The sequence below is a fragment of the Pseudomonas sp. P1.31 genome, from assembly GCF_001269815.1.
Classification (GTDB): domain Bacteria; phylum Pseudomonadota; class Gammaproteobacteria; order Pseudomonadales; family Pseudomonadaceae; genus Aquipseudomonas; species Aquipseudomonas rustica.
The window spans coordinates 32,145-44,887 of the sequence record NZ_LHVN01000032.1 but is presented as its reverse complement, the minus strand read 5'-3'; the positions used below and the strand labels follow the sequence as shown (position 1 = coordinate 44,887).

Genomic DNA, 12,743 nt, shown 5'->3' with positions numbered 1-12,743 from the left:
AGCTACTTGCCGCGAATCAGACGGCGCAGCGCAAAGCGATTGGGATGGCACGCCTCAGCGACACTTCGCGGCAGCGGCAACGGTTCGTTGTCGAGCCAGGCAGCGAGCAATTCACCCGACAGCGGTGCGGTGATCAGACCGCGAGAGCCGTGACCGCTGTTGACGTAGAGCCCGTCAAGCCACGGGCAGGCCACGTCCGGAACCTGGCGGGCATCTTTGGCTAACGTGGCGTATGCCTGATTGAACGCTTCGCGGTCGGCGAGGGGGCCGACGATCGGCAAATAGTCGGGGCTGGTGCAGCGGAAGGCAGCGCGGCCCTGAAGGTTTTCGACAGGCTGTTCGCTGATGTGCAGACGCGACACGAGGTCGCTGGAGATTTCTTCGAGCATCGCCAGATTGCCTTCGTGTTCGGCGATGGTCGGGGTCAGGTCGTCGCTGTTGAAATCGAAGCTCGCACCGAGGGTGTGTTCGCCCAAACGTGCCGGGGCGACGTAGCCTTCGGCGCAAACCACGGTGGTCAGGGCCTGGCTTTCTGCGGTCTCGGCAAGGCGAGTGATTTGTCCGCGAATGCGCTTGAGCGGCAGCTCGGCACTTTGCGCAAAACGTTTGATCTCGGCGGCGCCGGCCAGCACCACGACCGGTGCGCTGGCCAGTAAGTGGTCACCGTCGAAGGCTTGCCACTGATCGTCGACTTTGCGCAGTTCCAGTACATCACGATGGCTGAGCAGTTCGATGTTCGGCTGCGCGGCTTGCGCCTGACACAGCGCCGGTGGATGCACCCAGCCGCCCTCGGGATAGTACAAACCGCCGTGGGCCAGACCGATGCCGGCGCGGTGTTGCGCTTCGGGTTGATCGAGCCATTGCAGTAAATCTTCGGGGAAGGCTGCGGCCAATTGCGCGTGGCGCTCGGCTTCCTTGGCATTGAACGCCAGTTGCAGCACGCCGCAATCGTCCCAATCGGTGCCGCGTTGCAGGGTTTCCAGCAAGCGACGGGTGTAGCCGAAACCGCTGACGATCAATTGCGATAACGCGGTGCCGTGGGCGGAGAGCTTCAGATACAGCACGCCCTGCGGATTGCCCGAGGCTTCTTGCGCCACGCCATCGTGGCGCTCCAGCAAGCTCACTTGCCAACCGCGCGCTGCGAGGCTGGAAGCGGTGGCGCAACCGGCCAGTCCGGCGCCGATTACCAGTGCACGACGTTCGCCTGTCACTGGGGCAGGGCGGGCGAACCAGGGTTTTTCCGCGGCGGGCGGTGCAACCTCTGACGGCCAGCCGAGAAACTCGCCGCGCAGTATTTCCCATTTGTGGCCAATGCCCGGCGTGCGCTTCATCTTGAACCCGGCGGCGTTGAGCAAGCGTCGCACCCAGCCGGTACTGGTGAAGGTGCTGATGGTCGAGCCGGGTGCCGCCAGTCGCGCCAGTTCGACGAACAGTTCGGCGGTCCACATGTCGGGGTTTTTCGCCGGGGCGAAACCGTCGAGAAACCACGCGTCGATCTGCGCATCGAGTTGCGGCAGTTGTTCCAGTGCATCGCCGATCAGCAGGGTCAGCGTCACGCGACCGTCGGCCAAGGTGATGCGCTGAAAGCCTTGATGGATGGCTACGTAATGCTTGAGTAACTGATCGGCCAGCGGTTTGAGTTCTGGCCACAAGGCCAATGCCCGTTGCAGATCGGCCGGGCTCAACGGGTATTTTTCGACGCTGACAAAATGCAGCCGCGCCCCGGCCACGGCGTGTTGTTCGAACAACTGCCAGGCACAGAGAAAATTCAGCCCGGTGCCAAAACCGGTTTCGCCGATAACCAGGCGACCGCTTGCCGGCAGCGCAGCAAAACGCTCGGCCAGGCGGTTTTGTTCGAGGAACACATAACGGGTTTCATCCAGACCGGACTTGTCGGAAAAATACACGTCATCAAACACTCGCGAACGCGGGCGTCCCTGTTCATCCCAATCGAGTTGGGCATGGGGCAATACGGGTTTCATGGCAGGCTCGGCAACGTCAAGGCGGCCATTCTAGCCGATCGGGCGAGGGGTGCTTGATCCAAGGCAAGGTCTGATCCAGGGGGCCATGGAAAATGTCAAAAGACCGCAGCCTTCGGCAGCTCCTACAGGGTGGATTGCATTCCAGTGTAGGAGCTGCCGCAGGCTGCGATCTGTTCAGAGGTTGTCATCATCCGCTAGTCTTGCTGAACCCTGGAAGGAGCCGTCCAATGTTTGAATCCGCTGAAATCGGTCACGCCATCGACAAAGACACCTACGAGGCCGCCGTCCCGGCATTGCGTGAAGCGCTGCTGGAAGCCCAGTTCGAGTTGCAGCAACAGAAGCGTTTCCCGGTGATCATTTTGATCAACGGCATCGAAGGCGCGGGCAAGGGCGAGACGGTCAAGTTGCTCAACGAGTGGATGGATCCGCGCCTGATCGAGGTGCGCACTTTCGACCAACAGAGCGACGAAGAACTCTCGCGGCCACCGGCCTGGCGTTACTGGCGGATGCTCCCGGCCAAAGGGCGGATGGGGATTTTCTTTGGCAACTGGTACAGCCAGATGCTCCAGGGGCGGGTGCACGGTTTGTTCAAGGATCCACGCCTGGATCAAGCGATCGCTGGCGCCGAGCGTCTGGAAAAGATGCTCTGCGATGAAGGCGCGCTGATCTTCAAATTCTGGTTTCACCTGTCGAAGAAGCAGATGAAAGCGCGACTCAAAGCGTTGGCCGACGATCCGTTGCACAGCTGGCGCATCAGCACGCTCGACTGGCAGCAATCGGAGACCTACGACAAATTCGTCAAATACGGCGAGCGCGTGCTGCGCCGCACCAGTCGCGATTACGCGCCGTGGCATGTGATCGAAGGCATGGACGCCAACTACCGCAGTCTGGCCGTCGGCAAGATTCTCCTTGAAGGTTTGCAAAGCGCATTGAAGCGCCCGGACGTGCATCCCCATGATGTCAGCGCCGCGCCGCTGGGCACACCCGTTGATCATCTGAACCTGCTCGACAGCCTCGACCTGACCCAGCGTCTGGACAAGAAAGATTACGAAGAGCAACTGATCACCGAACAGGCGCGCCTGTCCGGGCTGATGCGCGACAAACGCATGCGTCGCCATGCACTGGTCGCGGTGTTCGAAGGCAACGATGCGGCGGGCAAGGGCGGGGCGATCCGTCGGGTCGCGGCGGCGCTCGATCCGCGCCAATACAACATCGTGCCGATTGCCGCGCCGACCGAAGAGGAGCGTGCGCAACCGTACCTTTGGCGTTTCTGGCGACATATTCCGGCGCGCGGCAAATTCACCGTGTTCGACCGTTCGTGGTACGGCCGAGTGCTGGTGGAGCGCATTGAAGGTTTCTGCACACCGGCGGACTGGCTGCGTGCGTATGGCGAGATCAATGACTTCGAGGAGCAGCTGGCCGACGCCGGGGTGATCGTCGTCAAGTTCTGGCTGGCGATCGACAAGGACACGCAGATGGAGCGTTTCCAGGAGCGTGAAGAGATCCCGTTCAAGCGCTTCAAGATCACCGAGGACGACTGGCGCAACCGCGACAAGTGGGACGATTACCGTGCCGCCGTCGGCGATATGGTCGATCGCACCAGTTCCGAGATCGCGCCGTGGACGTTGGTTGAGGCCAATGACAAGCGCTGGGCGCGAGTGAAAGTGCTGCGCACGATCAACCGCGCACTCGAAGACGCGTTCGAGAAATCCGACAAGCACGCGAAAAAGCACAAGGACTGAACCGATGGACACGCATACGCGGGGTGAATGATTGTCGCGGTCGGCAATGGGGTGGACTTATGCTCGGTTCACTCTCAACCGACAACAACAATGAGGTATGCCATGCGTGAAGTGGTGATCGTCGACAGCGTACGGACTGGCCTGGCCAAATCCTTTCGCGGCAAGTTCAACCAGACCCGCCCCGATGACATGGCGGCACACTGCGTCAACGCGCTGCTGACGCGCAATGACATCGACCCGGCCAGCGTCGAGGATTGCATCGTCGGCGCCGGCTCCAACGAAGGCGCGCAGGGCTACAACATCGGCCGCAACGTCGCGGTGCTTTCGCGTCTGGGCACCGGCACCGCCGGCATGACCCTCAACCGTTTCTGCTCGTCGGGCTTGCAAGCGATTGCGATTGCCGCCAACCAGATCGCCTCGGGTTGCAGCGACATCATCGTCGCCGGCGGCGTCGAGTCGATCAGCCTGACGATGAAAAGCGTCAACACCGATCACCTGATCAACCCGCTGCTCAAGCAACAGTCGCCGGGCATCTATTACACGATGGGTCAGACTGCCGAAGTGGTTGCGCGACGTTATGGCGTCAGCCGTGAGGCGCAGGATCGCTATTCATTGCAGAGCCAGATCCGCACCGCGCAGGCGCAGGCGGCCGGGCTGTTCAACGATGAAATCGTGCCGATGTCGGTGAAGTATCGCGTTGAAGACAAGAACACTGGCGAAGTGCAAATTCTCGACGGCGTGGTTGATCGCGATGACTGCAACCGTCCGGACACCACCTATGAAAGCCTCGCCGGGTTGAAGCCGGTGTTCGCTGAAGACGGTTCGGTGACGGCGGGCAACTCGTCGCAATTGTCGGATGGCGCGTCGATGACGCTGGTGATGAGTCTGGAAAAAGCCCTGCAGCTGGGGCTGAAGCCGAAAGCGTTTTTCCGTGGGTTTACCGTGGCCGGTTGCGAGCCGGACGAGATGGGCATCGGCCCGGTGTTCTCGGTGCCAAAACTGCTTAAGGCGAAAGGTTTGCAGGTGGCGGACATTGATCTGTGGGAACTCAATGAGGCGTTCGCTTCGCAGTGCCTGTACAGCCGTGATCGGCTGGAGATCGATAACGACAAGTACAACGTCAACGGTGGCTCGATTTCGATTGGTCACCCGTTCGGCATGACCGGGTCGCGGCAGGTCGGGCATCTGGTGCGGGAGTTGCAGCGGCGTAATTTGCGTTACGGGATTGTGACGATGTGCGTGGGCGGCGGGATGGGTGCGACGGGGTTGTTTGAAGCGGTGCGCTAAGCCACAAACTTTGGGTGTCTGTTCAGCCCTCTTCGCGAGCAAGCTCGCTCCCACAGTAGATCTTCAGTGAACACTGATTTTGTGTACACCAGAGATCCAATGTGGGAGCGAGCTTGCTCGCGAACGGATCGACCGGGTCTAGCGGTTGGAATCCTGTACCTGCATCCGCGCAATATAAGCCTGAATTTCCTTCTCAATCTGCTCGGCACTCTCAAACGGCCCTTCAAGGGTATTTTCCCGAGTGCTGAAATACAGTTCGCCATTGACCCGGCACACGCGGTCGCTGCGAAAGTGCGTGGCGGGGGCGTTGTCTTGGGCGCGCATGCCTAACATGAGCGGTCTCCTTGGCTGAGGCGCTGGACGGGATCCAATCAGCTTATGCCTGAAGCACTTAACCCGCGCGGCCAGCCGATCAACGGCAGCGCGTCAATTTAATGCTGCGACCTGCACAGTTTCATTCACGTCCTGGCCCCAACTGTCCCTGTGTCGCGCCCGGCGGCACGCCTAGAATGAGCGCACTCGTCAGCAGGCTTTTGGGGTTCGCATGCACATTTCATCCGGTCGCTGGGTTTACGGCTTGTTCCTGGCGCTGCTGACCGCATTTCTGTGGGGCATCCTGCCGATCAAACTCAAACAGGTGTTGCTGGTGATGGATCCCGTCACGGTGACCTGGTTTCGCTTGATGGTGTCCGGCAGCTGCCTGTTCATTTATCTGGCCGCGGTCAAACGCCTGCCGAGCCGCAAAGTGCTGGGGCCCAAGGGTGGCTGGCTGGTGCTGATGGCGGTGCTTGGCCTGGTCGGCAACTACGTGCTGTATCTGATGGGCCTTAATCTGCTGAGCCCCGGCACCGCGCAACTGGTGGTGCAGATGGGGCCGATCATGTTGCTGATCGCCAGTCTGTTTGTGTTCAAGGAGCGTTTCAGCATTGGCCAGGGCATCGGGTTGTTGGTGCTGTTGATCGGTTTTGTGCTGTTCTTTAATCAGCGTCTGGCGGAGTTGCTGACCTCGCTGTCGGATTACACCGCCGGCGTGCTGCTGGTGTTGTTGGCGTCGACGGTCTGGACGTTTTATGCGCTGGGTCAGAAGCAATTGCTCACGGTGTGGAATTCGTTGCAGGTGATGATGGTGATTTACCTGTTCTGCGCGTTGTTGCTGACGCCGTGGGTACACCCGCTCGAAGCGCTGGAGCTGAGCCCGTTGCAAGGCTGGTTGCTGCTGGCGTGCTGCATGAACACGTTGATTGCCTATGGCGCGTTTGCCGAAGCGCTGGCGCACTGGGAGGCGTCGCGGGTCAGTGCAACGCTGGCGATTACGCCGTTGGTAACGTTTGGCGCGGTGGCGATTGCGGCGGGGATCTGGCCGGAGTACGTGCATGCCGAGCAGATCAATGGGCTTGGGTATGGCGGGGCGGTGCTGGTGGTATTGGGCTCGGCGCTGGTGGCGCTGGGGCCGTCGTTGATTGCCGGGCTCAAGGCGCGGCGGATGCGTATGGCCTGAAGATCAAAAGATCGCAGCCTGCGGCAGCTCCTACATTGGAATGCGTTCTCTGTAGGAGCTGCCGCAGGCTGCGATCTTTTGTTTTTAGCCCTTGGCCCCAGCCTCAATCATATTCTCCGGCCGCACCCACGCATCAAACTCTTCATCCGTCAGGTAGCCCAACGCCAACGCCGCCTCACGCAACGTCAGCCCCTCGCTGTAAGCCTTCTTGGCGATTTCCGCCGACTTGTCATAACCAATGTGCGGGTTCAACGCCGTCACCAGCATCAACCCACGCTCCAGATGCCGCGCCATGACTTCCGCATCCGGCTCCAGCCCGGCAATGCAGTGCTGCTGGAAGTTGCTGCAGCCATCGCCAAGCAGGCGGATCGATTGCAGCAGGTTGTGGATGATCACCGGTTTGTACACGTTCAATTGCAAGTGCCCCTGACTGGCGGCAATGCCGATCGTCACGTCGTTGCCCAGCACCTGACAGGCCAGCATCGACAGTGCCTCGCATTGGGTCGGATTGACCTTGCCCGGCATGATCGAGCTGCCCGGCTCATTCGCGGGTAGACGCACTTCGGCAAAACCGGCGCGTGGGCCGGAGCCGAGCAAGCGCAAATCGTTGGCGATTTTCATCAGCGCCACGGCGAGGGTTTTCAGCGCGCCGGAGAGGCTGGTCAGCGGCTCATGGCCGGCGAGGGCGGCAAACTTGTTCGGTGCGGTGACGAAGGGTAGGCCCGACAGCGCCGCCAGTTCGGCAGCAATCGCTTCACCAAAACCGTGCGGCGAGTTCAGCCCGGTGCCGACGGCAGTACCGCCCTGCGCCAATTCACACACCGCCGGCAGCGCGGCACGGATCGCCCGTTCGGCGTAATCCAGCTGCGCGATAAAACCGGACAATTCCTGACCGAAGGTGATCGGCGTTGCGTCCATCATGTGCGTGCGCCCGGTTTTCACCAGTTTCATATGGCGCGCGGCGAGTTCGGCGAGACCGCCGGACAGCTCGGCAATCGCCGGCAGCAGTTGTTCCTGCACGGCTTGCGCGGTGGCGATGCTCATGGCGGTGGGGAAACAGTCGTTGGAACTTTGCGAGCGGTTGACGTGGTCGTTCGGGTGCACCGGCGTCTTGCCGCCGCGCGGATTGCCGGCCAGTTCGTTGGCGCGACCGGCGATCACCTCGTTGACGTTCATGTTGCTCTGGGTGCCGCTGCCGGTCTGCCAAACGACGAGCGGGAACTGGTCGTCATGCTGGCCGTCGAGGACTTCGTCGGCGGCCTGTTCGATCAGGCGGGCGATGTCGGCGGGCAGGTCGCCGTTGCGGTCGTTGACCCGTGCCGCGGCTTTCTTGATCAGGGCCAGGGCGTGCAGTACCGGCAGCGGCATGCGTTCCTGACCGATGGCGAAGTTGATCAGCGAGCGTTGCGTCTGAGCCCCCCAGTAAGCATCGTCCGGGACGTCGATCTGGCCCAGGCTGTCGGTTTCGATACGGCTCATCGTGCACACTCCTGTTGGTCTGTTTGCGCAGTTTAGGCCGGGTTCGGCTCGGGTGGTTCCATCGAATCGATTGTTGACCGGTAAAACCCCGCCAATCAAGCGCGGCAAGGCTTGGGGGGTTGAGCCGCAGCGATTTTTAGGCGCAGAATGGTCGCCCTTGGGGTTTTACCTCGCTTTGCTTAAAAGGAAACTCGATGACTCGTCTTCGTGCCATCTGTACCGCGGTTGCACTGGTTTGCGCCAGCGGCCAGGTGCTTGCCGATACCGCCAGCCACAACGCCAGTGCCGAAGCTTTCCTGACACTGGCCCACGCTGACAAACTGGGCACTCCGGTGTACATGCAAGTGCAGCAAATGTTCGCTCAGCGCTTTGAGCAGACCAAAGCCCCTGAAGCTAAAAAAGCCGTGCTGGAAACCTATCAGGCCAAGGCCAACGCCGCGCTGGATCAGGCCATTGGCTGGAACAAGCTGAAGCCGGACATGGTCAAGCTGTACACCACCAACTTCAGCGAATCCGAGCTGAAAGACCTGGTCGCGTTCTACCAGTCGCCACTGGGTAAAAAAGTCCTGGAAAAAATGCCGCAGCTGACTCAGCAATCGGCCCAGATGACCCAGGCCAAACTGGAAAGCGCGGTACCGGTAGTCAACAAGCTGCTGGAAGACATGACCAACGAGCTGGCCCCGAAAGGCGCTGCTCCGGCCAAGAAAAAGCCGTAAGCGGAGTTCGTGATGAGCATGCAACAACGCATCGAATCTACGCTGGGCCTGTTACAGCCTGAGCATCTGCAAGTGCTGGATGAAAGCCACATGCACAGTCGCGGGTTGCAGACCCACTTCAAGGCAGTGGTGGTCAGCGCGCAGTTCGAAGGCCTGAACCGGGTCAAGCGCCACCAGAAAGTCTACGGCACGCTCGGCGAGCTGATGGGCGAGTTCCATGCGTTGGCGCTGCACACCTACACCCCGCAGGAATGGGCAGAGACCGGCGCCGCCCCGGCGTCGCCGACCTGTGCCGGCGGAAGCAAACACTGATTTTGGATGTGGCGGGATTTTTGTGGCGAGGGGATTTATCCCCGATGGGTTGCGAAGCAGCCCCAAAAGCCACAGAACCCAATCTCCCTGAAAGACCGCATTCTCAGGGTTTGGGGCCGCTTCGCAGCCCATCGGGGATAAATCCCCTCGCCACAGGTTTTGTGTTGTCACAGAAGACTCAGTACATCCAAAACACATCGTGTTTTTGCTAGAATCCGCAACGCGCCGCTCACCCGGCGCGTTTTTTTTTGAATCCGGTTCACCCTTTGCGAGGGTAGCCACCTGGAGAAATACCCATGACACAACCGATTGTCGTGGCGGCACTGTATAAGTTCGTCACCCTCGAAGATTACGTCAACCTGCGCGAGCCTCTGCTGCAAGCGATGGTCGACAACCAGATCAAAGGCACCCTGCTGATCGCCGAAGAAGGCATCAACGGCACGGTGTCCGGCACTCGCGAAGGCATCGACGGCCTGCTCGCCTGGCTCAAGAACGACCCACGCATGATCGACATCGATCACAAAGAGTCGTACTGCGACGAGCAGCCGTTCTATCGCACCAAAGTCAAACTGAAGAAAGAGATCGTCACCCTCGGTGTCGAAGGCGTCGATCCGAACAAAAAGGTCGGCACCTACGTTGATCCGCAAGACTGGAACGCGTTGATCAGCGACCCTGAAGTGCTGTTGATCGATACGCGCAACGATTACGAAGTGTCGATCGGCACCTTCGAAGGCGCCATTGATCCGAAAACCACCAGTTTTCGCGAATTCCCTGACTACATCAAAGAACACTTCAACCCGGCCGTGCACAAGAAAGTCGCGATGTTCTGCACCGGCGGTATTCGCTGCGAGAAAGCCTCGAGCTACATGCTCAGCGAGGGCTACGAAGAGGTTTACCACCTCAAGGGCGGCATTCTGAAGTACCTCGAAGAGGTGCCGCAGGAAGAAACCAAGTGGCAGGGTGACTGCTTCGTGTTCGACAACCGCGTGACCGTGCGCCACGACCTCAGCGAAGGCGACTACGATCAATGTCATGCCTGCCGCACACCGGTCAGCGTTGAAGATCGCGCCAGCGAGCATTACGTCGCCGGCATCAGTTGCCCGCATTGCTGGGACAAGCTGAGCGAGAAGACCCGCCGCAGCGCCATCGACCGGCAGAAGCAGATCGAACTGGCCAAGGCGCGCAACCAGCCGCACCCGATCGGCTACAACTATAAGCAAGCATCCACCGAGGCTTAATCATGTCTGCACGCCTGCTCTATGTGATGGACCCGATGTGTTCGTGGTGCTGGGGTTTTGCTCCGGTGGCCAAGGCATTGGTGGAGCAGGCGCAGGCAGCCGGGGTCGAGCTGCATCTGGTGGTCGGCGGTTTGCGCACCGGCAGCGGCTCGGCGTTGGAGCCAACCACGCGGCGCTACATCCTTGAACACTGGCAAGCGGTCACCGAGGCTACTGGCCAGCCGTTCAGATTCGACGGCGCGTTGCCCGACGGTTTTGTTTACGACACAGAGCCGGCCTGTCGCGCGATCGTCACCGCGCGCAGCCTGGCGCCGGATTGCGCGTGGACACTGGTCGGACTGATCCAGCAGGCCTTCTACGCCGAAGGTCGTGATGTCACCCAAGCCAGCGTGCTGGTGGAACTGGCCGAGCAGGCCGGCGTGCCGCGTATCGAATTCGCTGCGCTGTTCGACCGTGCCGATCAGCACGAAGCCACGTTGGCTGATTTCAATTGGGTGCAGGATCTCGGCATCGCTGGGTTCCCGACCTTGCTCGCCGAGCGTAACGGTCAACTGGCGCTACTGACCAATGGCTATCAACCGCTCAGCGAACTGTCGCCGTTGCTCGGCCGCTGGCTGGAGCGCGCTGCCTGTGCATGATCCGGCCGATGACACGCCAGCCGTAAAGCGTGTCGACCGGCTGAGCTGGGCAGAAGTCCGGCGATTGGCTCTCACACACAAAAAATCCCTGTGGATCGCTAACGGCGTGGCTGTTCTGGCGACGCTGTGCAGCGTGCCGATTCCTCTGCTGCTGCCGTTGCTGGTCGATGAAGTCTTGCTCGGCCACGGCGATGCGGCACTGAAAGTCATGAACCATGTGTTGCCCAGCATGTGGCAGCAAGCGGCAGGCTACATCGGCCTGATGCTGGTGGTGACGCTGACTCTGCGTTGCAGCTCGCTGTGTTTTGGCGTGTTGCAGTCGCGGCTGTTTGCGCGACTGGCCAAGGACATCGTTTACCGCATCCGCGTGCGCCTGATCGAGCGGCTCAAGCGGATTTCCCTCGGCGAATACGAAAGTCTCGGCAGCGGCACGGTGACCACGCACCTGGTCACCGATCTCGATACCCTCGACAAATTTGTCGGCGAAACCCTTAGCCGTTTTCTCGTGGCGATGCTGACTCTGGTCGGCACCGCGAGCATCCTTATGTGGATGCACTGGAAGCTGGCGCTGCTGATTTTGCTGTTCAACCCGCTGGTGATTTACGCCACGGTGCAGTTGGGCAAACGCGTCAAACACCTGAAGAAACTCGAGAACGACAGCACCGCGCGCTTCACTCAGGCGCTGAGTGAAACCCTCGATGCGATTCAGGAAATTCGCGCCGGCAACCGTCAGGGCTTTTTCCTTGGAAGGCTTGGGCTGCGGGCGCAGGAAGTGCGCAATTACGCGGTCAACTCGCAGTGGAAGACCGACGCCTCCAACCGCGCCAGTGGTTTGTTGTTCCAGTTTGGCATCGATATTTTCCGCGCGGCGGCGATGCTCACCGTGCTGTTTTCCGACCTGTCGATCGGCCAGATGCTCGCGGTGTTCAGTTACCTGTGGTTCATGATCGGCCCGGTCGAACAACTGCTCAACCTGCAATACGCCTACTACGCGGCGGGCGGTGCGCTGACACGCATCAACGAGTTGCTGGCGCGCGCCGACGAGCCGCAATATCCCGGCGGCGTCGATCCGTTCAAGGGGCGCGACACCGTCGGTATTCAGGTGCAAGGGTTGAGCTTCGGTTACGGCGATGAACTGGTGCTCGATCAGCTCGATCTGTCGATTGCTCCCGGTGAGAAAGTCGCGATTGTTGGTGCCAGTGGCGGCGGCAAAAGTACTCTGGTGCAATTGCTGCTCGGGTTGTACACGCCGCTGTCCGGCACCATTCGTTTCGGCGGTTCGACCCAGCAGGAAATCGGCCTCGAAACGGTTCGCGAGAACGTCGCGGTGGTGTTGCAACACCCGGCGCTGTTCAACGACACCGTGCGCGCCAACCTGACCATGGGCCGCACGCGCGACGACGAAGCCTGTTGGCAGGCGCTGGAAATCGCCCAGCTCGAAGCGACCATCCGCGCCTTGCCGGATGGCCTCGACAGCATCGTCGGCCGCTCCGGCGTGCGCCTCTCCGGTGGTCAGCGCCAACGTTTGGCGATTGCGCGGATGATCCTCGCCGAGCCAAAAGTGGTGATTCTCGACGAAGCCACCTCGGCCCTCGATGCCGCCACCGAATACAACCTGCATCAGGCCATGGCGCGTTTTCTCAACGGCCGCACCACGCTGATCATTGCCCACCGTTTGTCAGCGGTGAAGCAGGCCGATCGCGTGTTGGTGTTCGATGGCGGGCAAGTGGCTGAAGACGGCGACCATCAACAACTGATCGCCGATGGTGGTTTGTACGCCAAGCTCTACGGGCATCTGCAACGCCACTGAGTTATCGGCATCCATGCCGCTTGCCGTGAGCCCAAACGCCT

11 protein-coding genes are annotated in these 12,743 nt (G+C 60.6%); 8 read left to right on the top strand and 3 right to left on the bottom strand.

Features of this window, described 5'->3' with window-relative positions; translation table 11 throughout:
- Nucleotides 1-2: 2 nt before the first annotated feature.
- Entirely contained in the window at nt 3-1,982 is a 1,980-nt protein-coding gene (mnmC, locus tag AD669_RS18890) for a bifunctional tRNA (5-methylaminomethyl-2-thiouridine)(34)-methyltransferase MnmD/FAD-dependent 5-carboxymethylaminomethyl-2-thiouridine(34) oxidoreductase MnmC (protein WP_053122496.1), read from the bottom strand.
- A gap of 227 nt (nt 1,983-2,209) precedes the next feature.
- On the opposite strand from mnmC, the gene pap reads away from it, so the two are divergent.
- Nucleotides 2,210-3,724 (top strand): polyphosphate:AMP phosphotransferase, encoded by a 1,515-nt coding sequence (gene pap / locus AD669_RS18885; protein ID WP_053122494.1) that lies wholly within the window; start codon nt 2,210-2,212, stop codon nt 3,722-3,724.
- Between the two features lie 102 nt (nt 3,725-3,826).
- On the top strand, nt 3,827-5,011 hold the full coding sequence (locus AD669_RS18880; protein WP_053122493.1) for a thiolase family protein: 1,185 nt from the start codon (nt 3,827-3,829) through the stop codon (nt 5,009-5,011).
- Between the two features lie 138 nt (nt 5,012-5,149).
- On the opposite strand, the gene AD669_RS18875 is transcribed toward AD669_RS18880, so the two are convergent.
- Complete coding sequence (locus AD669_RS18875; protein ID WP_053122491.1) at nt 5,150-5,344, bottom strand: DUF6316 family protein; 195 nt, start codon at nt 5,342-5,344, stop codon at nt 5,150-5,152.
- A gap of 211 nt (nt 5,345-5,555) precedes the next feature.
- Here AD669_RS18875 and AD669_RS18870 point away from each other — a divergent pair, with 211 nt between their 5' ends.
- Complete coding sequence (locus tag AD669_RS18870) at nt 5,556-6,509, top strand: DMT family transporter (RefSeq protein WP_053122489.1); 954 nt, start codon at nt 5,556-5,558, stop codon at nt 6,507-6,509.
- An 84-nt stretch (nt 6,510-6,593) separates the two neighbouring features.
- On the opposite strand, the gene AD669_RS18865 is transcribed toward AD669_RS18870, so the two are convergent.
- The gene (locus AD669_RS18865; RefSeq protein WP_053122487.1) at nt 6,594-7,988 is read right to left on the bottom strand and encodes a class II fumarate hydratase; all 1,395 of its coding nucleotides are present in this window, start codon (nt 7,986-7,988) and stop codon (nt 6,594-6,596) included.
- Nucleotides 7,989-8,182: 194 nt separating this feature from the next.
- Between AD669_RS18865 and AD669_RS18860 the strand changes: the two genes are divergently transcribed.
- The 5 genes from AD669_RS18860 (at nt 8,183) to AD669_RS18840 (ending at nt 12,702) form a co-directional block, all read left to right on the top strand.
- Nucleotides 8,183-8,704: a DUF2059 domain-containing protein gene (locus AD669_RS18860; protein ID WP_053122485.1), complete on the top strand. Its 522-nt coding sequence runs from the start codon at nt 8,183-8,185 to the stop codon at nt 8,702-8,704.
- 12 nt (nt 8,705-8,716) lie between these two features.
- Nucleotides 8,717-9,016, top strand: coding sequence for a BolA family transcriptional regulator (locus AD669_RS18855; RefSeq protein WP_008079766.1), 300 nt, complete (start codon nt 8,717-8,719; stop codon nt 9,014-9,016).
- A gap of 296 nt (nt 9,017-9,312) precedes the next feature.
- Complete coding sequence (locus AD669_RS18850) at nt 9,313-10,254, top strand: rhodanese-related sulfurtransferase (protein WP_053122483.1); 942 nt, start codon at nt 9,313-9,315, stop codon at nt 10,252-10,254.
- Between the two features lie 35 nt (nt 10,255-10,289).
- Nucleotides 10,290-10,892, top strand: a complete 603-nt coding sequence (locus AD669_RS18845) for a DsbA family protein (protein WP_172680145.1) — start codon at nt 10,290-10,292, stop codon at nt 10,890-10,892.
- A complete protein-coding gene (locus AD669_RS18840; protein WP_053122479.1) occupies nt 10,885-12,702 on the top strand; it encodes an ABC transporter ATP-binding protein in 1,818 nt (605 codons plus the stop codon). The genes AD669_RS18845 and AD669_RS18840 overlap by 8 nt, the downstream gene beginning before the upstream one ends.
- Nucleotides 12,703-12,743: the final 41 nt, after the last annotated feature.